Source organism: Micromonospora kangleipakensis, from assembly GCF_004217615.1.
In the GTDB taxonomy this organism is placed as follows: domain Bacteria; phylum Actinomycetota; class Actinomycetes; order Mycobacteriales; family Micromonosporaceae; genus Micromonospora; species Micromonospora kangleipakensis.
This window is the reverse complement of the sequence record NZ_SHLD01000001.1, coordinates 15,656-35,432: the sequence shown is the minus strand read 5'-3', so window position 1 is coordinate 35,432 and position 19,777 is coordinate 15,656. Positions and strand designations below refer to the sequence as shown.

Genomic DNA, 19,777 nt, shown 5'->3' with positions numbered 1-19,777 from the left:
GTTCGCGGCATGTCCCTGGACCCGTCCTTCGTCGGCCGGACCTACCCGCCGACCGCCCCCTACCAGGTGGGCCGAGAAAAGATCCGTGAGTTCGCCACGGCCATCGGCGCCACCGACCCGGCCCACCACGACCCGGAGGCGGCCCGCGCGCTCGGGCACCCCGACGTGGTCGCGCCGCCGACCTTCCCCGTGGTGGTCACCATGGCCGCCAACCGGCAGATCATCGAGGATCCGGCCCTCGGCGTGGACTACAGCCGGGTGGTCCACGGCGACCAGCGGTTCGCGTACACCCGTCCGGTGATCGCCGGTGACGAGCTGGTCTGCGTGAACACCATCGAGGACATCACCAGCCGGGGCGGGCACGGCTTCCTGACCACCCGCACCGACGTGCGCACCGCCGCCGGCGAGCCGGTGGTCGCCGTCTGGTCCAAGATCGTCGTACGCGGGGAGGCCTGACATGGAACTGCCCACCCAGACGTTCCGGGTGACCCGCGCGGACCTGGTCCGCTACGCGGGCGCCTCCGGCGACTTCAACCCCATCCACTGGAGCGACCGGTTCGCCACCAAGGTGGGACTGCCGGGGGTGATCGCCCACGGCATGTTCACCATGGCGCTGGTCGGCCGGGCGGTCACCGCCTGGGCCGGCGCGCCGGACGCGGTGGTCGACTTCGGCGTCCGGTTCACCCGCCCGGTGGTGGTCCCGGACGACGACCAGGGCACCGAGATCGAGGTCGCCGCGGTGGTCAAGGAGGTCACCGAAGACGGTCTGACCAGGCTCGACGTGACCGCGACCTGCCTGGGGGAGAAGGTGCTCTCGCAGGCCCGGGCGACCATCCGGACGCCCCGCTGAGGGGTGTTCTGACGCGCTGGTGGCAGACCGGTTGGGAAAGTCGTACGACTACCCGTACACTGGTCCGCCGTGGGGCAAGTGACCCCTGCTCGGCCGTGCGTGGTCGAGTGGGGTGCGAGTTGCCGCACAGGGGTGTAGCTCAATTGGCAGAGCAGCGGTCTCCAAAACCGCAGGCTGCAGGTTCAAGTCCTGTCACCCCTGCGCCTCAGGCCTGACCGTTCCCGTGGGTCGCGCCGCCGAACGGCGGCGTTCGGCCCGTGGTGGTGGCATCGGCGGGGTGGTTCCGAGGCAATCGGGCCCTCCCGGTCGGTCCGCCGGCCGCGGCCCGTCGCGGGACGGTTGGTCCGGCCGGCGTGACCAAACGCCGCGCACGCCCATCGGCGTGCGACCCGATACCCCGCACGGAGGGCGAAGTGGCCGAGAGCAAGCGGCGCGGCGAGGACGCCGGCGACGAGCGTGAGCGCGAAGACGCGGTCGTCGACGACGTGGCCGACGACGACGCCACCGACGCGGACGAGCCGGTCTCCCGGGGTGGCACCGCGACCCGCGCGCGGGCCCGGGCTGAGTCGGCCGACGGTCGGAAGACCCGCAAGGACACCGACCGGGTGGGCCTCTTCGCCCGCATCGCGCGGTTTTTCCGCGAGGTCGTGGCCGAGCTGCGTAAGGTCATCTGGCCGACGCGCAAGGAGCTGCTGACCTACACCGCCGTGGTGGTCACCTTCGTCGCCGTGATGCTGACGATCGTGGGCCTTCTCGACTTCGCGTTCGCGAAGGGCGTGCTGTGGGTCTTCGGCAACCCCAGCTGACCGGCTGACTGTGCCGATAGTGACGGAAGTGAGCGAGCGTGCCTGAGTACGACGAGACCGCCGAGACCACGGACGAGCAGTCCACGGTGGCGACGGCGGCCAACGATGAGTCGGTCGAGGCCGCCAGCGAGCCGGAATTCCCGACCACCGAGCCCGCGCCGGACGAGGAGTACGACCCGGTCGCCGAGCTGCGCCAGAAGCTGCGCTACGCGCCCGGCGACTGGTACGTGGTGCACTCCTACGCCGGCTACGAGAACAAGGTCAAGACCAACCTCGAGACCCGGATCACCTCCCTCGACATGGAGGACTTCATCTACCAGGTCGAGGTGCCGACCCGGGAAGAGGTCGAGGTCAAGAACGGCAAGCGGTCCCAGGTCCAGGCGAAGGTCTTCCCGGGCTACATCCTGGTCCGGATGGAGCTGACCGCCGAGTCCTACTCCTGCGTCCGGAACACCCCGGGGGTCACCGGCTTCGTCGGGGCCACCGACCGGGCCGACCGCCCGGCGCCGCTGAGCCTCGACGAGGTGCTGAAGTGGCTGGCCCCGGCGGTGGAGGCCGTGGAGAAGAAGGCGAAGCCCGAGGTCAGGGTCCTCGACTTCGAGGTCGGCGACTCGGTCACCGTCACCGACGGCGCCTTCGCCTCGCTGCCGGCCACGATCAGTGAGATCAACGCCGACCAGCAGAAGCTCAAGGTGCTGGTGTCGATCTTCGGCCGGGAGACGCCGGTCGAGCTGAACTTCAACCAGGTCGCCAAGATCTGACGTACGGTCGCACCGGCGGCGGGCTTCGGCCTGCCGCCGGTGCGTCGTTTCGCCCTCCCGTCGGACCTCGGCGCGGAGGGCGGCGGAAGTCTGCGCTACCCTAGAACGTCGTCGTTGTCGCATCGCGCTGACCGTGCGTGCCCGCGACCCGGCGCTTTCCCAGTTCCAAGCCCCAGGAAGAGACATGCCTCCGAAGAAGAAGCTCGTCAAGACGTTCACGCTTCAGCTGAAGGCGGGCCAGGCCACGCCGGCTCCGCCCGTCGGCCCGGCGCTCGGTCAGCACGGCGTGAACATCATGGAGTTCTGCAAGTCCTACAACGCGCAGACCGAGTCCCAGCGGGGCGACATCGTCCCCGCCGAGATCAGCGTGTACGAGGACCGGACCTTCACCTTCGTCCTGAAGACCCCGCCCGCCGCCCGGCTGCTGCTCAAGGCCGCCGGCGTGGAGAAGGGCTCGGGCGTCCCGCAGAGCCAGAAGGTCGGCTCCGTGACCCAGGCCCAGGTGCGTGAGATCGCCGAGAAGAAGATGGTCGACCTCAACGCCAACGACGTCGACCAGGCTGCGAAGATCATCGCCGGCACCGCCCGGTCGATGGGCATCATCGTCAACGACTGACGTCGGTCAGCACTTTCCCGCTCAGTTCGTGGGAGGGCGCGCGGTGACCGCGGCCCGCCATAGACCACAGGAGTAACCAGAAATGCAGCGCAGCAAGAGCTACCGCAAGGCCGCCGAGGTCATCGACCGGTCGAAGCTCTACACCCCCGCCGAGGCCGTCAAGCTGGCCAAGGACACCACCAACGTCAAGTTCGACGCCACGGTCGAGGTCGCGATGCGCCTCGGCGTCGACCCCCGCAAGGCGGACCAGATGGTCCGCGGCACGGTCAACCTGCCGCACGGCACCGGTAAGACCGCCCGCGTGATCGTCTTCGCCGCCGGCGCGAAGGCCGAGGAGGCCGCCGCGGCGGGTGCGGACGAGGTGGGCACCGACGAGCTGGTCGCTCGCATCCAGGGTGGTTGGCTGGACTTCGACGCGGCGATCGCCACCCCGGACCAGATGGCCAAGATCGGCCGGATCGCGCGGATCCTGGGCCCGCGCGGCCTGATGCCGAACCCGAAGACCGGCACGGTGACCATGGACGTCACCAAGGCCGTCTCGGACATCAAGGGCGGTAAGATCACCTTCCGGGTGGACAAGCACTCCAACCTCCACCTGATCATCGGCAAGGCCTCGTTCTCCGAGACCCAGCTGATCGACAACTACGCCGCCGTCCTCGACGAGGTGCTCCGCGCCAAGCCGTCCGCGGCCAAGGGCACGTACCTCAAGAAGGTGGTCCTGACCACCACCATGGGCCCGGGCGTTCCGGTCGACCCGAAGCTGGTGAAGAACCTGCAGGAGGGCTCGGCCGAGGCCTGAGCACGGCTCCCGTAACGGGCCCCGCCACGACACCGTGGCGGGGCCCGTTCGTTTGTCCGCTGTGGCAGGCTCGCGGCATGCGGCTGGAGAACGTCTGGTTGCGGTACCACCGGCGCGGCCCGTGGGTGCTGCGGGAGACGGACGTGCGGATCGGTCCGGGTGAGGTCGCGGTCGTGCTCGGCCGCAACGGGGTGGGCAAGTCCACGCTGCTCCAGGTCGCCGCCGGCGTGCTCCGGCCGACCCGTGGCCGGGTGGTCGACCGGCCCGCCGCCGTCGGCTGGGTCCCGGAGCGCTTCCCGGCCGACCAGCCGTTCACCGTGGCGCACTACCTCGCCGCGATGGGCGGGATGGCCGGGCTCGCCGCCCCGACCGCGCGGGTCGCCGGCACCGTGGCCCGCCTGCGCGCCGACGGCCACCAGATCCTCCGGGTACGCGCCGGTGGCGGCGCCGCGCCGGGTGAGCCGGGCGCGGGCGGTCCGGCCCGGGAGGCGGCCCGGTGACCGCGCTGGTCCGGCTGCGGCTGGCCGCCTTTCTGCGTACCGGACGGGCGCTGGCACCGGTCCTCGCCGGCCTGCTCGCCCTCGCCACGGTGGGCGTTGCGCTGGGCGGCGGCCTGGGCCGCGGTGGCCCTCGCCGGTTACGCCTGGCGACGCCGCTCCCGGGCCTGACGGCGTGACCGGGCGCACGCGGGGGGCGATTTGGCGGTACGCGGACACGTCGCGTAGCCTGGGGAGGTAGTTCCACCCAGAGACCGCTGGTCACCGTGCTCCGGCACGGTCGAAGGTTCCGCGATGACGGGCGACCCGCGCAGGGCGGCAAGCGAAAATCGGTTCTTACCGTGGTCCGCCGACCATGGTGATCAGGCCGGCCCTCGCCCCGCGCGCCCTGCGCCGGGGCTTTTCTCGTTGTCGTGATGCCTCCGGCGCCGTCGCAGAGCCTCCGCTCGTCGACGGCGACCAGCCTCGAGCAACGAGAGAGGAGGGACATGGCGGACAAGCCGATCCGGGCCGACAAGGCCACGGCCGTCGCTGAGCTGACCGACAGCTTCCGCAACGCGGGCGCTGCAGTGCTCACCGAGTACCGTGGTCTGACGGTTTCCCAGCTCACCCAGCTGCGGCGCTCGCTCGGCAAGGAGACCACCTACACGGTCGCGAAGAACACGCTGGCCAAGCGTGCGGCGACCGAGGCGGGCATCTCCGGCCTCGACGAGCTGTTCACCGGTCCTACCGCGCTGACTTTCGTTTCGGGCGACGTCGTCGAGGCGGCGAAGGGGCTTCGCGACTTCGCGAAGGCCAACCCGAAGCTCGTCATCAAGGGCGGTGTCTTCGAGGGCAAGGCCATTTCCGCGGCCGAGGTCACGAAGCTCGCCGACCTGGAGTCCCGCGAGGTGCTGCTGGCCAAGCTGGCCGGCGCGATGAAGGGCAACCTGAGCAAGGCCGCGGCCCTGTTCCAGGCTCCGCTCTCCAAGACCGCCCGTCTGGCGGCTGCCCTGCAGGACAAGCGCGAGAAGGAGGGCGCCGAGGCGGCCTGAGGCCTCCCGGCGCACCCACGTTCTTAGTTTTCACTTTTAGAAAGGACGCCAGACATGGCGAAGCTCAGCACCGACGAGCTGCTCGACGCGTTCAAGGAGATGACGCTGATCGAGCTCTCCGAGTTCGTGAAGCAGTTCGAGACGACCTTCGAGGTCACCGCCGCGGCCCCGGTCGCGATGGGCGTTGCCGCCCCGGGTGCCGCCCCGGCCGAGGCCGAGCCGGAGAAGGACGAGTTCGACGTCATCCTCGACGCCGACGGTGGCAAGAAGATCCAGGTCATCAAGGTCGTGCGTGAGCTGACCGGCCTGGGCCTCAAGGAGGCCAAGGACCTGGTCGAGGCTGCTCCGAAGGCCGTCCTGGAGAAGGCCAACAAGGAGACCGCCGAGAAGGCCAAGGCCAAGCTCGAGGGCGAGGGCGCCAAGGTCACCCTCAAGTGACCTTGAGTTCGACCTGACGCGCGTCCGGCTCACGTGAGCCGGGGCACACCGCGTCGCGGCGGGCGGTGATCCGGGAACGGATCGCCGCCCGCTCTGGTTGGTGGGTTCCGGTGGCAGCGGCGTGAGCAGGGCGTCCGGCGTCCGGCGTACCCTGTACAGCGGGGCCGGTCGGTAGTCCGTCGGTGGGAAAGACACCCCGACCGGTAACCGGCCCTTGACGCGAGACCGGGCTGGCAGGCACGCTGACACCAGCAAGACCTTCCGCGCTTGCAACGGCCGCCACTTGGGTAATGGCAGCGGCAGCACCACCGCCGCCATACCCGAGCGGCCCGGCAGGAACGTCGCGTTCCGAGCGGCCCGTGAGACCCGTTTTCCAGGGTCCCGAGGCGAGTTCCGCGATGACCTGCGGGGTGGGCTGGACAGCGGTTAGCCTCTCGGCTACACTGCTAGTTTGCGCTGCCTTCCGACTTGACCCCTGCTCGGAAATGTCCGTTTACGGATAATTCTGGTGGGGTCATTGGAGTGCACGCGTACCAGCCGTTCTGCAGCACCGGTCCTCGGAAGGACGCATCTTGGCAGCTTCCCGCCCTGCGAAGACCAGTCGTACGTCGAGCGCTTTCGCTCCCCGCCGAGTTTCTTTCGGCAGGATCACCGAACACCTCGAGGTCCCCAACCTCCTCGCCATCCAGAACGAGTCCTTCGACTGGCTCGTCGGCAACGAGGCTTGGCAGGGCCGGTCGGCGGACGACCCGCACGCACGCTCGGGTCTCGCGGAGATCCTCGAAGAGATCAGTCCCATTGAGGACTTCTCCGGCACCATGTCGCTCTCCTTCTCGGCTCCGCGCTTCGACGAGGTCAAGGCCTCGATCGAGGAGTGCAAGGAGAAGGACCTGACCTACTGCGCTCCGCTGTTCGTGACCGCGGAGTTCACCAACAACACCACTGGCGAGATCAAGAGCCAGACGGTGTTCATGGGTGACTTCCCGATGATGACGCCGAAGGGCACCTTCGTCATCAACGGCACCGAGCGCGTCGTGGTCAGTCAGCTCGTCCGATCCCCGGGCGTCTACTTCGACAAGCAGCCGGACAAGACCTCCGACCGCGACCTCTCCAGCGTCAAGGTCATCCCGAGCCGGGGTGCCTGGCTGGAGTTCGACATCGACAAGCGCGACACGGTCGGCGTCCGCATCGACCGTAAGCGCCGGCAGGCCGTCACCGTCCTGCTCAAGGCCATCGGGTGGTCCGCGGAGCAGATCCGCGAGAAGTTCGGCTGGTCCGAGCTGATGATGACCACGCTCGAGAAGGACCACATCGCCGGCCAGGACGAGGCGCTGCTCGACATCTACCGGAAGCTCCGCCCTGGCGAGCCGCCGACCCGTGAGAACGCCCAGACCCTGCTCGACAACCTCTTCTTCAACCCGAAGCGGTACGACGTCGCCAAGGTCGGTCGTTACAAGTTCAACAAGAAGCTCGAGCTGAGCGTGCCGATCACCACCGGCACGCTGACCGAGGACGACATCGTCGCCACCGTGGAGTACCTCTGCCGGCTGCACGCCGGTGAGGACGGCTACGAGGCCGACGACATCGACCACTTCGGCAACCGGCGCCTGCGTACCGTGGGCGAGCTGATCCAGAACCAGGTCCGGGTCGGCCTGTCCCGGATGGAGCGGGTCGTCCGCGAGCGGATGACCACCCAGGACGTCGAGGCGATCACGCCGCAGACCCTGATCAACATCCGCCCGGTGGTGGCGGCGATCAAGGAGTTCTTCGGCACGTCGCAGCTGTCCCAGTTCATGGACCAGACCAACCCGCTGGCGGGTCTGACCCACCGGCGCCGGCTGAGCGCGCTCGGCCCGGGTGGTCTGTCCCGGGAGCGGGCCGGCTTCGAGGTCCGTGACGTGCACCCGTCCCACTACGGCCGGATGTGCCCGATCGAGACGCCGGAAGGCCCGAACATCGGCCTGATCGGCGCCCTGTCCACCTTCGCCCGGGTCAACCCGTTCGGCTTCATCGAGACGCCGTACCGGAAGGTCGTCGAGGGTCGGGTCACCGACCAGATCGACTACCTGACCGCGGACGAGGAGGACCGGTTCGTCAAGGCCCAGGCCAACGCGCCGCTGAAGGCCGACGGCACGTTCGCCGAGGACCGGGTCCTCTGCCGCCGTAAGGGCGGCGAGACCGAGGACGTCGTTCCCGCCGCGGTCGACTACATGGACGTCTCGCCGCGGCAGATGACCTCGGTCGCGACCGCGATGATTCCGTTCCTCGAGCACGACGACGCCAACCGCGCCCTGATGGGCGCGAACATGCAGCGTCAGGCGGTGCCGCTGGTCAAGGCCGAGGCTCCGCTGGTCGGCACCGGCATGGAGTACCGCGCGGCCGTCGACGCCGGCGACGTGGTCGTCGCCGAGGTCGGCGGTGTGATCGAGGACCTCTGCGCCGACTACGTGACGATCCACCAGGACGACGGCCACCGCCGGACGTACCTGCTGCACAAGTTCCGCCGCTCCAACGCCGGCTCCTGCGTGAACCAGAAGCCGGTCGTCTTCGAGGGCGACCGCGTCGAGGCCGGTCAGGTCATCGCCGACGGTCCGTGCACCGACGAGGGCGAGATGGCGCTCGGGCGCAACCTGCTGGTGGCGTTCATGTGCTGGGAGGGCCACAACTACGAGGACGCGATCATCCTGTCGCAGCGCCTCGTGCAGCAGGACGTGCTGACCTCGATCCACATCGAGGAGCACGAGGTCGACGCCCGGGACACCAAGCTCGGCCCGGAGGAGATCACCCGCGACATCCCGAACGTCAGCGAGGAGATGCTCGCGGACCTCGACGAGCGCGGCATCATCCGGATCGGCGCCGAGGTCGTCCCCGGCGACATCCTGGTCGGCAAGGTCACGCCGAAGGGCGAGACCGAGCTGACCCCGGAGGAGCGGCTGCTCCGCGCGATCTTCGGTGAGAAGGCGCGTGAGGTCCGGGACACCTCGCTGAAGGTGCCGCACGGCGAGACCGGCACGGTCATCGGTGTGCGTACCTTCTCCCGCGAGGACGGCGACGAGCTGCCGCCGGGTGTCAACGAGCTGGTCCGGGTCTACGTCGCCCAGAAGCGCAAGATCCAGGACGGTGACAAGCTCGCCGGCCGGCACGGCAACAAGGGCGTCATCTCCAAGATCCTGCCGGTCGAGGACATGCCGTTCCTCGAGGACGGCACCCCGGTCGACATCGTGCTCAACCCGCTGGGTGTGCCCTCCCGGATGAACATCGGCCAGGTCCTGGAGACCCACCTCGGCTGGGTCGCCAAGACCGGTTGGAGCGTGGACGGCGACGACGCGGCGTGGAAGAAGCAGCTGCGCTCGATCGACGCCCACGAGTCCGAGCCGGACACCAACGTGGCCACTCCGGTCTTCGACGGTGCCCGCGAGGAGGAGATCTCCGGTCTGCTCTCGTCGACCCTGCCCAACCGGGACGGCAAGCAGCTGATCGGTTCCTCGGGCAAGGCGCAGCTGTTCGACGGTCGCTCCGGCGAGCCGCTGCCGGACCCGATCGCGGTCGGCTACATCTACATCCTGAAGCTCAACCACCTGGTCGACGACAAGATCCACGCTCGGTCGACCGGCCCGTACTCGATGATCACGCAGCAGCCGCTGGGTGGTAAGGCGCAGTTCGGTGGTCAGCGCTTCGGTGAGATGGAGTGCTGGGCGATGCAGGCGTACGGCGCCGCCTACGCCCTGCAGGAGCTGCTGACGATCAAGTCCGACGACGTCCTCGGCCGGGTGAAGGTCTACGAGGCGATCGTCAAGGGCGAGAACATCCCCGAGCCGGGCATTCCGGAGTCGTTCAAGGTGCTGCTCAAGGAGCTGCAGTCGCTGTGCCTCAACGTCGAGGTGCTCTCCAGCGACGGTGTGGCCCTGGAGATGCGCGAGACCGACGACGAGGTGTTCCGGGCCGCGGAGGAGCTGGGCATCGACCTGTCCCGGCGCGAGCCGAGCTCGGTCGAAGAGGTCTGAGTGAGCGGTCGGGAGCCGGCTCGCCGGCTCCCGACCCCACCCACTAGCTAAGCAGTACAGACGACGACATAGGGGACATAGTGCTCGACGTCAACTTCTTCGACGAGCTGCGCATCGGCCTTGCCACCGCTGACGACATCCGTCAGTGGTCGCACGGTGAGGTCAAGAAGCCCGAGACGATCAACTACCGCACGCTCAAGCCGGAAAAGGACGGGCTCTTCTGCGAGAAGATCTTCGGTCCGCAGCGGGACTGGGAGTGCTACTGCGGTAAGTACAAGCGGGTCCGCTTCAAGGGCATCATCTGCGAGCGCTGCGGCGTCGAGGTGACCCGTTCCAAGGTCCGTCGTGAGCGGATGGGGCACATCGAGCTGGCCGCTCCGGTGACCCACATCTGGTACTTCAAGGGCGTGCCGAGCCGGCTGGGCTACCTGCTGGACCTCGCCCCCAAGGACCTCGAGAAGATCATCTACTTCGCCTCGTACGTCGTGACGAGCGTGGACGCCGAGTCGCGTCACCGTGACCTCTCGACCATCGAGAACGAGATCCTGGCCGAGAAGCGGCAGGCCGAGAACAGCCGCGACTCGGAGATCGAGAAGCGGGCCGCCAAGCTCGAGGCCGACCTGGCCGAGCTGGAGGCCGAGGGCGCCAAGGCGGACGTCCGGCGCAAGGTCAAGGAGGGCGGAGAGCGCGAGATGCGCCAGATCCGCGACCGGGCCCAGCGCGAGATCGACCGCCTCGACGAGGTCCTCGACACCTTCCGCAAGCTCGAGCCGAAGCAGCTGGTCACGGACGAGCTGCTCTACCGCGAGCTGCGCGACCGGTTCGGCGAGTACTTCACCGGCGGCATGGGCGCCGAGGCCATCAAGGCCCTGGTCCAGAACATGGACCTCGGGGCCGAGGCCGAGAGCCTGCGCGAGACCATCCGCTCCGGCAAGGGCCAGCGGAAGATCCGGGCGCTCAAGCGGCTGAAGGTCGTCGCGGCGTTCCAGAACACCCGCAACTCGCCGCTCGGCATGGTGCTGGACTGCGTTCCGGTCATCCCGCCGGACCTGCGTCCGATGGTGCAGCTGGACGGTGGCCGCTTCGCGACCTCCGACCTGAACGACCTGTACCGCCGGGTGATCAACCGGAACAACCGCCTCAAGCGGCTGATCGACCTCGGCGCGCCCGAGATCATCGTCAACAACGAGAAGCGGATGCTCCAGGAGGCCGTCGACGCGCTGTTCGACAACGGCCGTCGCGGCCGGCCGGTCACCGGTCCGGGCAACCGCCCGCTGAAGTCTCTCTCCGACATGCTCAAGGGCAAGCAGGGCCGGTTCCGCCAGAACCTGCTGGGCAAGCGCGTCGACTACTCCGGCCGTTCGGTCATCGTGGTCGGCCCGAAGCTCAAGCTGCACCAGTGCGGCCTGCCCAAGCAGATGGCGCTGGAGCTGTTCAAGCCGTTCGTGATGAAGCGGCTGGTCGACCTCAACCACGCGCAGAACATCAAGTCCGCCAAGCGGATGGTCGAGCGGCAGCGGCCGGTCGTGTGGGACGTGCTGGAAGAGGTCATCGGCGAGCACCCCGTGCTGCTGAACCGCGCGCCGACCCTGCACCGGCTGGGCATCCAGGCCTTCGAGCCGCAGCTGGTCGAGGGCAAGGCGATTCAGATCCACCCGCTGGTCTGCACCGCGTTCAACGCCGACTTCGACGGTGACCAGATGGCGGTGCACGTGCCGCTCTCCGCCGAGGCCCAGGCCGAGGCGCGGATCCTGATGCTGTCGTCGAACAACATCCTCAAGCCGGCGGACGGCAAGCCGGTCACCATGCCCACCCAGGACATGGTCATCGGCCTGTACCACCTCACCCACCTCACCCCCGGTGAGAAGGGCGAGGGCCGGTCGTTCAGCTCGGACGCCGAGGCCCGGATGGCGTTCGACAACGGTGAGCTGCACCTGCAGGCCCCGGTCAGGATCCGGCTGCGCGGCGTCACCGGTGTCGACAACGGCGCCGGCGCCGAGCCGTGGACCGCGCCGGAGGGCTGGGTTGAGGGCGAGGCGCTGACGGTGGAGACCACCCTCGGCCGCGTGCTGTTCAACGAGACGCTGCCGCAGGGCTACCGCTTCGTGAACTACGAGATCCGCAAGGGTCAGCTCTCCGCGATCGTCAACGACCTCGCCGAGCGCTTCCCGAAGGTGGCGCTCGCGGCCACCCTCGACGGGCTCAAGGAGGCCGGTTTCCACTGGGCCACCTGGTCCGGCGTGACGATCGGCATGGAGGACGTCATCGCTCCGCCGCGCAAGCGGGAGATCCTGGAGCGGTACGAGAAGGAAGCCGACCGGATCGACAAGCAGTACCAGCGTGGTCTGATGACCGCCGAGGAGCGCCGCGGCGAGCTCATCGAGATCTGGACCAAGGCGACCAACGAGGTCGCCAAGGAGATGGACACCGCGCTGCCGCAGGAGAACCCGCTGTGGAAGATGATCAACTCGGGTGCTCGCGGTAACCTGCTCCAGCTCCGGCAGATCGCGGCGATCCGTGGTCTGGTGGCCAACCCCAAGGGTGAGATCATCCCGCGGCCCATCAAGGCCTCGTACCGGGAGGGTCTGTCCGTGCTGGAGTACTTCATCTCCACGCACGGTGCCCGTAAGGGTCTCGCGGACACCGCCCTGCGTACCGCCGACTCGGGTTACCTGACCCGTCGTCTGGTGGACGTCTCGCAGGACGTCATCATCCGCGAGGAGGACTGCGGCACCGACCGGGCCATCCCGATGCAGATCGGCGAGCGGCTCGACAGCAAGCTGGTCGTCCACACCCACGCCGAGACCAGCGTGCACGCCCGGACCCTGGCCGACGACATCAAGGGGCCGGACGGCAACGTCGTCGCCGAGCGGGGTCAGGACCTCAACTCGATCCTGGTCGACAAGATCGTCGCGGCCGGGGTGGAGACGGTGCGGGTGCGCAGCGTGCTCACCTGTGAGTCGAAGCTCGGCGTCTGCGCGGCTTGCTACGGCCGTTCGCTGCCGACCGGCAAGTCGGTCGACATCGGCGAGGCGGTCGGCATCATCGCCGCCCAGTCCATCGGTGAGCCGGGTACCCAGCTGACGATGCGTACCTTCCACACCGGTGGTGTCGCGGGTGAGGACATCACCCAGGGTCTGCCGCGTGTGCAGGAGATCTTCGAGGCCCGGGTCCCGAAGGGTAAGGCGCCCATCGCCGACACCCCGGGTCGGATCCGGATCGAGGACGGCGAGCGGTCCCGGAAGATCATCGTGGTGCCGGACGACGGCAGCGACGAGATCGTCTACGACAAGATCTCCAAGCGGGTCAAGCTGCGGACCCACGACGGCGGTCACGTCGAGGTCGGCGAGAAGCTCACCGAGGGCACCATCGACCCGCACGAGCTGCTCCGCATCCTCGGCCCGCGCGCGGTCCAGGTCCACCTGACCCAGGAGGTCCAGGAGGTCTACCGCTCGCAGGGTGTGCTCATCCACGACAAGCACATCGAGATCATCATCCGCCAGATGCTCAAGCGGGTGACGGTCATCGACTCCGGCTCGACCGAGTTCCTGCCGGGCGTGCTGGTCGACCGGGCGCTCTTCGAGTCGGAGAACCGCCGGCTCGTCGGCGAGGGCGGCGAGCCCGCCGCCGGTCGCCCGGTGCTGATGGGTATCACCAAGGCCTCGCTGGCCACCGACTCCTGGCTCTCGGCGGCCTCCTTCCAGGAGACCACCCGGGTGCTGACCGACGCGGCGATCAACTCGCGCAGCGACTCGCTCGTCGGCCTCAAGGAGAACGTGATCATCGGTAAGCTCATCCCGGCCGGTACGGGCATCAGCAAGTACCGCAACGTCCGGGTCGAGCCGACCGAGGAGGCGAAGGCCAAGGTCTACTCGATGACCGGCTACCCGGAGACGGACTACGGCTTCGGGCCGGCCAGCGGCCAGGCGGTGCCGCTGGACGACTTCGACTTCGGGTCGTACCGCTAAGCAGTAGGAAACGACGAGGCCCCCGGCGTCTGCCGGGGGCCTCGTCGCGTCTCGGGGTGCACTGCGGGCGCTCAGTCATCCCGTACGGCTGGCCCTGATGGAGGCCCTCGGCGAGGGCCCGCTGACCGCCACCCAGGCCGGCGAGCTGATCGGGGAGATCCCGACGACCTGCTCCTTCCACCTGCGGCAGCTGGCCCGCTACGGCTTCGTCGAGGAGGCGGGCGGCGGTCGCGGGCGCGCCCGGCCCTGGCGGCTGACCCGGCGGAGGCGGTCCGCGCCGGCCCGGCCCGAGGACCCGGACTGGACCCGCGCCTCGCAGGCTCTCGACCGGGTGCTGCTCGACCGGGTACGTCCAGCGGCTGCGCCGCTTCGTCGACGACGCCCCCACCTACCCCGGCGAGTGGTAGCAGGCAGCCACGGGCCAGCAGCACCTCTTCCACCTCACGGCGGCGGAGCTGGCCGAGTTCGGGGCGGCTTACCGGGAGCTGGTGGCCGGGTTCACCGCCCGTTTCGGCCACCCGGAGGTGGCGGATGTCGACCCGACGCCTGCTGGCTGACCGCCGGGCCGGGCGGTACCTGACCGGGCAGACCCTCTCCCTCGTCGGCGACAGCTCCATGTGGCTGGCCTGCGGGATCTGGGTGAAGGAGCTGACCGGCAGCAACGGCGCGGTCGGGCTGACCGTCGAGGCGATCGCCCTGATCACCCTCCTCCAGCGCAGGGCACCGGAACGGCTCCAGGGCCGGGTGTACGCCGGCTTCGAGGTGGCCGCTACCGTCCCGCAGACCGCATCGATCGGGCTCGGGGCGTACCTGGTCGGGGTGCTCGACAACCGCGCGGTGCTGCTCACCGAGGCGGCTGCGGTGGTCTGGCCGCGCTGCTCCTGCTCCGCGCCGCGCCGCTGGCGGCGGGGGAGACGGCGGTGCCGATCACCCGGACGCCGGTTCCGGCGGGGGAGACCGCGGCCGGTCGGCCTCGTCGAAGCCGCCAGCGCGGCATGATGGTGGGCATGACGACCGCACCCGGGCCGGTGCCCGTCGCCCAGCAGGGGCCGCGCCATCCGCTCGACCCTGAGCCGACGACGTCGACGAAGGCCCGCGCGGTCTTCGCCCTGGGCCTGATCGGGGCGTTGACCGGGATCTTCGTCGGCGGGGTGGTGCCGTCGACGATCGCCCTCCTGCTCGCCCGGCAGGCCCGCCGGGAGGCGTACGCCTCGGGCGGCTTCCTGACCGGTGGGGACTGGCTGCGGCGCGGGGAGCGGCTGGCCTGGACCGGCCTGGTGCTGGCGGCGGTGGCGGTGGTGGCGACCGTGGTGATCGGGGTGGTCCGGCTCGCCGACGCCCCCTTCGGGCGCGACTACGCCCCGAACGTCGACTGACCGCCGGGGGGAGGCGTCCGCGCCCGGCCCCGCCGACGGGACCGGCGACGGTAGCCTGGCCGGTGTCCGCCGCATCGCGGTGGGCGAGGCGCGTCGACAGGAGGACCTCGTGACGGAACCGGCCGCACCGTCGGGCGGTGAGCCGATCCGGCCCGGGTCGGACCCGGTCGACTCCGCTCCGGACGCGGGCCCGACCAGTCCGTGGGCCGCGCCGGGCGCCGGGATCGACGAGGGGCCGAGCGCGCCGCCGGAGGTCGCCGCCGTCGGGTACGCGCCGCCGCCGGTCCGCCCGTCCGCGCCGTCCGCCGGCCAGCAGGGGCCGCACCCCGGAGGCTGGCCCGCGCCGGGGGAGCAGCCCTGGTCCGCGCCGCCGGTCGGTCCGTCGTACGGGCCGGTCCCGGGGCATCCGCAGCCCCCGGCCGGTTGGCCGGGAGGGTCGGCGTACCCCCAGGTGGCGCCCGGTTTCCCCGGCGCCGCGCCGCCCGGCGTCGGTTGGGGGCCGATGCCGCCGGCGGCAGGTCCCCGGCCCGGGCCGGTGCCGCCGCCTCCGCGGGAGCCGGCCCGCCCGCCGAAGCGGGTCGACCCGGTCCCCGGCACGCCCTTCGGCGTGGTCCACCTGGACGTGCCGCCGGTGACCTCGGGGCTGGCCATCGGGTCGCTGGTGACCGGGATCGCCGCCATCCTGGTCTCGCTCCTGGTGCTCTGCTTCGGGCTCGCCGGCCCGGACTACGGCGGTGCCTGGGCCGCCGGGGCGTTCACCGTGCTCGGCGCGCTGGCCGGGACGGCGGCGATCGTCGCCGGTCTGCTGGCGCGCCGGCAGATCCGCCGGCCGGCGCCGCCACCCGCAGTCCGCTTCACCGGCAACGGGCTCGCCGTCGCCGGCCTGAGCTGCGGCGGGGCGGGGCTGCTGCTCAGCCTGCTCGGGCTCGGCCTGGCGCTGGTTGTCCAACTGACGTGGTGATCGGAGTCACCTTCCAGCCGGAGTGTCCGTGACCTCGCCGGCCGGGCGGACCCGGGAGTCCGGCCTCCGGGCGGAACCGGGGCCGCCGGGCCGCACCGCGGGGAAGCCGGTACACTTGTAACCGTAGGTGCCCATCGCGGGTGGGCAGGCATGACGGGCCCGGCCGGCGGGCTGCGACGCAGTTCCCCCGACCGCTCCGTTTTGACCTGCGCGGCTGTGGTAGGTACTCTTTCCCCTTGTGCCCGGGCCAGCCCGGGCAATGCGTGCGTGCGCTGGAGCCGGTCCACCGGTGATCGCGCGGAGCACGATCAAAGCCAAAGATCCGGCGCTCGGTGATCCGCGTGCCGGTGACACACCCGGTACGACGCGCGAGCGCCGCCACCGGGACCGTGATCCGGGCGACACGCCCGACCGCGGGTGCTGGGACCACCGTCAGGTGGCCCTGGTTGGAAGGTAAGAGAGCCGTCCATCAGGCCGGCTACGAGCAGACGGTGCGGCCGCGAAAGCGGCCGAAGGGAGCGGAGAAACCCGGTGCCCACGATCCAGCAGTTGGTCCGAAAGGGCCGCCAGGCCAAGACGACCAAGACCAAGACCCCGGCGCTGAAGGGTTCCCCTCAGCGGCGCGGTGTGTGCACCCGCGTGTACACCACCACCCCCAAGAAGCCGAACTCGGCGCTCCGCAAGGTCGCTCGTGTCAAGCTCAGCAGCCAGATCGAGGTGACCGCCTACATCCCGGGCGTGGGTCACAACCTGCAGGAGCACTCGATCGTGCTCGTTCGCGGCGGCCGGGTGAAGGACCTCCCCGGCGTGCGGTACAAGATCGTCCGCGGCTCGCTGGACACCCAGGGTGTCCGCAACCGCAAGCAGGCGCGCAGCCGTTACGGCGCGAAGAAGGAGAAGAGCTGACATGCCGCGTAAGGGACCCGCTCCGCGGAAGCCGCTGGTCGCTGACCCGGTGTACAACTCGCCCCTGGTCACCCAGCTGGTGAACAAGATCCTGATGCGCGGCAAGCGTCAGCTCGCCGAGCGCATCGTGTACGCCGCCCTGGAGGGCTGCCGCGAGAAGAGCGGCACCGACCCGGTCGTCACCCTCAAGCGGGCGATGGACAACGTCAAGCCGACCCTCGAGGTCCGCAGCCGCCGCGTCGGTGGCGCGACCTACCAGGTTCCGGTCGAGGTCCGTCCCGCCCGGGCGACCACCCTCGGGCTGCGCTGGCTGGTGACGTACTCCAAGGCGCGTCGTGAGAAGACCATGGTCGAGCGGCTGATGAACGAGCTGCTGGACGCGAGCAACGGCCTGGGTGCCGCCGTCAAGCGGCGCGAGGACACGCACAAGATGGCCGAGTCGAACAAGGCCTTCGCGCACTACCGCTGGTAACACCCTGGTTCCGGCGCTTGACCGGCGCCGGAACCGCCACCAGTTGTGTCGAGACGACGATAAGTAGGGATTGAAGTGGCCGCCGCAGACGCGCTCGCCAACGTACGCAACATCGGCATCATGGCGCACATCGATGCCGGTAAGACCACGACCACCGAGCGGATCCTGTTCTACACCGGTATCACGTACAAGATCGGTGAGGTCCACGAGGGCGCTGCCGTCATGGACTGGATGGAGCAGGAGCAGGAGCGTGGTATCACCATCACCTCCGCTGCTACCAAGTGTGAGTGGAAGGGCCACACGATCCAGATCATCGACACGCCCGGTCACGTCGACTTCACGGTCGAGGTCGAGCGGTCGCTGCGGGTGTTGGATGGTGCGGTCGCGGTCTACGACGGTGTCGCCGGCGTGGAGCCGCAGACGGAGAACGTCTGGCGTCAGGCCGACAAGTACCACGTCCCCCGGATGTGCTTCGTCAACAAGCTGGACCGGACCGGCGCCGACTTCTTCCGCTGCGTGCAGATGATGATCGACCGGCTCAACGCCACCCCGCTGGTCCTCCAGATCCCGATCGGGCTCGAGGGCGACCACATCGGCGTCGTCGACCTGATCGGCATGCGCGCGCTCACCTGGCGCGGGGAGACCCAGAAGGGTGAGGACTACGCCATCGAGGAGATCCCGGCCGAGCTGGCCGACTCCGCGGCGGAGTGGCGCGAGAAGCTGGTGGAGACCCTGGCCGACGTCGATGACTCGGTGATGGAGAAGTACCTGGAGGGCGAGGAGATCTCCGCCGAGGAGATCAAGGCCGCCATCCGGCGCGCCACCATCGCCAGCAAGGCCAACCCGGTGCTCTGCGGCTCGGCGTTCAAGAACAAGGGCGTCCAGCCCATGCTCGACGCCGTCGTCGACTTCCTGCCGTCGCCGCTGGACGTCCCGGCGATCGAGGGCACCGCCACCGACGGCGAGACGCCGCTGCAGCGGAAGCCGTCGAAGTCCGAGCCGTTCTCCGGCCTGGCCTTCAAGATCCAGACCGACAAGCACCTCGGCAAGCTCACCTACGTCCGGGTCTACTCGGGCGTGGTCGAGACCGGCACCCAGGTGGTCAACTCCACCAAGGACCGCAAGGAGCGGATCGGCAAGATCTACCAGATGCACGCCAACAAGCGGGAAGAGCGCGGCTCGGCCCAGGCTGGCGACATCATCGCGGTGCAGGGTCTGAAGCAGACCACCACCGGCGACACGCTCTGCGACCCGGCGAACCCGGTCATCCTGGAGTCGATGACCTTCCCGGAGCCGGTCATCGAGGTCGCGATCGAGCCCAAGACCAAGGCCGACCAGGAGAAGCTCAGCACCGCCATCCAGCGGCTGGCCGAGGAGGACCCGACCTTCCGCGTCAAGCTGGACGAGGAGACCGGTCAGACGGTCATCTCCGGCATGGGCGAGCTGCACCTGGACATCCTTGTCGACCGGATGCGCCGCGAGTTCAACGTCGAGGCGAACATCGGTAAGCCGCAGGTGGCGTACCGCGAGACGATCCGCCGCAAGGTGGAGAAGATCGAGTACACCCACAAGAAGCAGACCGGTGGTTCCGGCCAGTACGCCCGCGTGATCGTGAGCATCGAGCCGCTGCCGCTGGACAACGACTCGCCGACCTACGAGTTCGCGAACGCCGTCACCGGTGGCCGCATCCCCCGGGAGTTCATCCCTTCGGTGGACGCGGGCGCCCAGGACGCCATGCAGTACGGCATCCTCGCCGGCTTCCCGCTGGTGGGTGTCAAGCTGACGCTGCTGGACGGCCAGTACCACGAGGTCGACTCGTCCGAAATGGCATTCAAGATCGCCGGCTCGATGGTGATGAAGGAGGCGGCCCGCAAGGCCGACCCCGCGCTGCTCGAGCCGATGATGGCCGTTGAGGTCACCACTCCTGAGGAGAACATGGGTGACGTCATCGGCGACCTCAACTCCCGCCGTGGCATCATCCAGGCGATGGAGGAGCGCAGCGGCGCCCGCATCGTGAAGGCTCTGGTGCCGTTGTCGGAGATGTTCGGCTACGTCGGCGACCTGCGGTCGAAGACCCAGGGCCGGGCTAGCTACAGCATGCAGTTCGACTCCTACGCCGAGGTTCCGCAGAGCGTCGCGAAGGAGATCATCGCCAAGGCTACGGGTGAGTGACGCTCACCTGAGTTGATCCGATGGTCCGAGGCTGGTCGCGGGAGGGTGCTCCCCGCCCGCGGCCACCTCGGTCGGGTTGTGTGAGACCGGGCCTGTAGGCTTCACCGCCGCAGAACC

At 69.4% G+C, this 19,777-nt stretch carries 19 protein-coding genes and 1 tRNA gene; all 20 read left to right on the top strand.

Features of this window, described 5'->3' with window-relative positions; translation table 11 throughout:
• Nucleotides 1-9: 9 nt before the first annotated feature.
• The 20 genes from EV384_RS00235 to fusA all read left to right on the top strand — a co-directional run bounded on the left by EV384_RS00235 (nucleotide 10) and on the right by fusA (nucleotide 19,660).
• Nucleotides 10-456 (top strand): MaoC family dehydratase N-terminal domain-containing protein, encoded by a 447-nt coding sequence (locus EV384_RS00235; RefSeq protein WP_130328964.1) that lies wholly within the window; start codon nucleotides 10-12, stop codon nucleotides 454-456.
• A gap of 1 nt (nucleotide 457) precedes the next feature.
• The gene (locus EV384_RS00230) at nucleotides 458-850 is read left to right on the top strand and encodes a MaoC family dehydratase (RefSeq protein WP_130328963.1); all 393 of its coding nucleotides are present in this window, start codon (nucleotides 458-460) and stop codon (nucleotides 848-850) included.
• 128 nt (nucleotides 851-978) lie between these two features.
• Nucleotides 979-1,051: transfer RNA gene (locus tag EV384_RS00225), tRNA-Trp, on the top strand.
• A gap of 212 nt (nucleotides 1,052-1,263) precedes the next feature.
• Nucleotides 1,264-1,656 carry a preprotein translocase subunit SecE gene (secE, locus tag EV384_RS00220; RefSeq protein WP_130328962.1) on the top strand — a complete coding sequence of 131 codons (393 nt, stop codon included), beginning with the start codon at nucleotides 1,264-1,266 and terminating at the stop codon, nucleotides 1,654-1,656.
• A gap of 38 nt (nucleotides 1,657-1,694) precedes the next feature.
• A complete protein-coding gene (gene nusG / locus EV384_RS00215; RefSeq protein ID WP_089012486.1) occupies nucleotides 1,695-2,417 on the top strand; it encodes a transcription termination/antitermination protein NusG in 723 nt (240 codons plus the stop codon).
• 184 nt (nucleotides 2,418-2,601) lie between these two features.
• A complete protein-coding gene (rplK, locus tag EV384_RS00210) occupies nucleotides 2,602-3,033 on the top strand; it encodes a 50S ribosomal protein L11 (RefSeq protein WP_109944007.1) in 432 nt (143 codons plus the stop codon).
• An 82-nt stretch (nucleotides 3,034-3,115) separates the two neighbouring features.
• Nucleotides 3,116-3,832, top strand: coding sequence for a 50S ribosomal protein L1 (gene rplA, locus EV384_RS00205; protein WP_130328961.1), 717 nt, complete (start codon nucleotides 3,116-3,118; stop codon nucleotides 3,830-3,832).
• A gap of 77 nt (nucleotides 3,833-3,909) precedes the next feature.
• Nucleotides 3,910-4,332, top strand: coding sequence for an ATP-binding cassette domain-containing protein (locus EV384_RS00200; protein WP_423202871.1), 423 nt, complete (start codon nucleotides 3,910-3,912; stop codon nucleotides 4,330-4,332).
• Complete coding sequence (locus tag EV384_RS00195; protein ID WP_130328960.1) at nucleotides 4,329-4,508, top strand: hypothetical protein; 180 nt, start codon at nucleotides 4,329-4,331, stop codon at nucleotides 4,506-4,508. The genes EV384_RS00200 and EV384_RS00195 overlap by 4 nt, the downstream gene beginning before the upstream one ends.
• Nucleotides 4,509-4,817: 309 nt before the next feature.
• On the top strand, nucleotides 4,818-5,363 hold the full coding sequence (rplJ, locus tag EV384_RS00190; RefSeq protein ID WP_130328959.1) for a 50S ribosomal protein L10: 546 nt from the start codon (nucleotides 4,818-4,820) through the stop codon (nucleotides 5,361-5,363).
• A 54-nt stretch (nucleotides 5,364-5,417) separates the two neighbouring features.
• Nucleotides 5,418-5,801: a 50S ribosomal protein L7/L12 gene (gene rplL, locus EV384_RS00185; protein WP_130328958.1), complete on the top strand. Its 384-nt coding sequence runs from the start codon at nucleotides 5,418-5,420 to the stop codon at nucleotides 5,799-5,801.
• A gap of 572 nt (nucleotides 5,802-6,373) precedes the next feature.
• Nucleotides 6,374-9,805: a DNA-directed RNA polymerase subunit beta gene (gene rpoB, locus EV384_RS00180; protein ID WP_130328957.1), complete on the top strand. Its 3,432-nt coding sequence runs from the start codon at nucleotides 6,374-6,376 to the stop codon at nucleotides 9,803-9,805.
• 80 nt (nucleotides 9,806-9,885) lie between these two features.
• On the top strand, nucleotides 9,886-13,773 hold the full coding sequence (locus EV384_RS00175) for a DNA-directed RNA polymerase subunit beta' (protein WP_130328956.1): 3,888 nt from the start codon (nucleotides 9,886-9,888) through the stop codon (nucleotides 13,771-13,773).
• A 61-nt stretch (nucleotides 13,774-13,834) separates the two neighbouring features.
• Nucleotides 13,835-14,353, top strand: a complete 519-nt coding sequence (locus tag EV384_RS37120) for a winged helix-turn-helix domain-containing protein (RefSeq protein ID WP_423202937.1) — start codon at nucleotides 13,835-13,837, stop codon at nucleotides 14,351-14,353.
• Nucleotides 14,305-14,772 (top strand): hypothetical protein, encoded by a 468-nt coding sequence (locus EV384_RS00165; protein WP_130328954.1) that lies wholly within the window; start codon nucleotides 14,305-14,307, stop codon nucleotides 14,770-14,772. The genes EV384_RS37120 and EV384_RS00165 overlap by 49 nt, the downstream gene beginning before the upstream one ends.
• 8 nt (nucleotides 14,773-14,780) lie before the next feature.
• Nucleotides 14,781-15,149, top strand: coding sequence for a hypothetical protein (locus tag EV384_RS00160; protein WP_130328953.1), 369 nt, complete (start codon nucleotides 14,781-14,783; stop codon nucleotides 15,147-15,149).
• Nucleotides 15,150-15,651: 502 nt separating this feature from the next.
• Entirely contained in the window at nucleotides 15,652-16,110 is a 459-nt protein-coding gene (locus tag EV384_RS00155; protein WP_278045665.1) for a hypothetical protein, read from the top strand.
• A gap of 531 nt (nucleotides 16,111-16,641) precedes the next feature.
• A complete protein-coding gene (gene rpsL, locus EV384_RS00150) occupies nucleotides 16,642-17,016 on the top strand; it encodes a 30S ribosomal protein S12 (RefSeq protein WP_007465318.1) in 375 nt (124 codons plus the stop codon).
• 1 nt (nucleotide 17,017) lies between these two features.
• A complete protein-coding gene (rpsG, locus tag EV384_RS00145) occupies nucleotides 17,018-17,488 on the top strand; it encodes a 30S ribosomal protein S7 (protein ID WP_088647009.1) in 471 nt (156 codons plus the stop codon).
• A gap of 75 nt (nucleotides 17,489-17,563) precedes the next feature.
• Nucleotides 17,564-19,660, top strand: coding sequence for an elongation factor G (gene fusA, locus EV384_RS00140; protein ID WP_130328952.1), 2,097 nt, complete (start codon nucleotides 17,564-17,566; stop codon nucleotides 19,658-19,660).
• The last annotated feature ends 117 nt before the right edge of the window (nucleotides 19,661-19,777 follow it).

Coding starts and splice junctions, on each gene's coding strand:
- EV384_RS00235 (WP_130328964.1), top strand. CDS start 10: ATGTCCCTGGACCCGTCCTTCGTCGGCCGGACCTACCCGCCGACCGCC.
- EV384_RS00230 (WP_130328963.1), top strand. CDS start 458: ATGGAACTGCCCACCCAGACGTTCCGGGTGACCCGCGCGGACCTGGTC.
- rplK (WP_109944007.1), top strand. CDS start 2,602: ATGCCTCCGAAGAAGAAGCTCGTCAAGACGTTCACGCTTCAGCTGAAG.
- rplA (WP_130328961.1), top strand. CDS start 3,116: ATGCAGCGCAGCAAGAGCTACCGCAAGGCCGCCGAGGTCATCGACCGG.
- EV384_RS00200 (WP_423202871.1), top strand. CDS start 3,910: ATGCGGCTGGAGAACGTCTGGTTGCGGTACCACCGGCGCGGCCCGTGG.
- rplJ (WP_130328959.1), top strand. CDS start 4,818: ATGGCGGACAAGCCGATCCGGGCCGACAAGGCCACGGCCGTCGCTGAG.
- rplL (WP_130328958.1), top strand. CDS start 5,418: ATGGCGAAGCTCAGCACCGACGAGCTGCTCGACGCGTTCAAGGAGATG.
- EV384_RS00165 (WP_130328954.1), top strand. CDS start 14,305: ATGTCGACCCGACGCCTGCTGGCTGACCGCCGGGCCGGGCGGTACCTG.
- EV384_RS00160 (WP_130328953.1), top strand. CDS start 14,781: ATGACGACCGCACCCGGGCCGGTGCCCGTCGCCCAGCAGGGGCCGCGC.
- EV384_RS00155 (WP_278045665.1), top strand. CDS start 15,652: ATGCCGCCGGCGGCAGGTCCCCGGCCCGGGCCGGTGCCGCCGCCTCCG.
- rpsG (WP_088647009.1), top strand. CDS start 17,018: ATGCCGCGTAAGGGACCCGCTCCGCGGAAGCCGCTGGTCGCTGACCCG.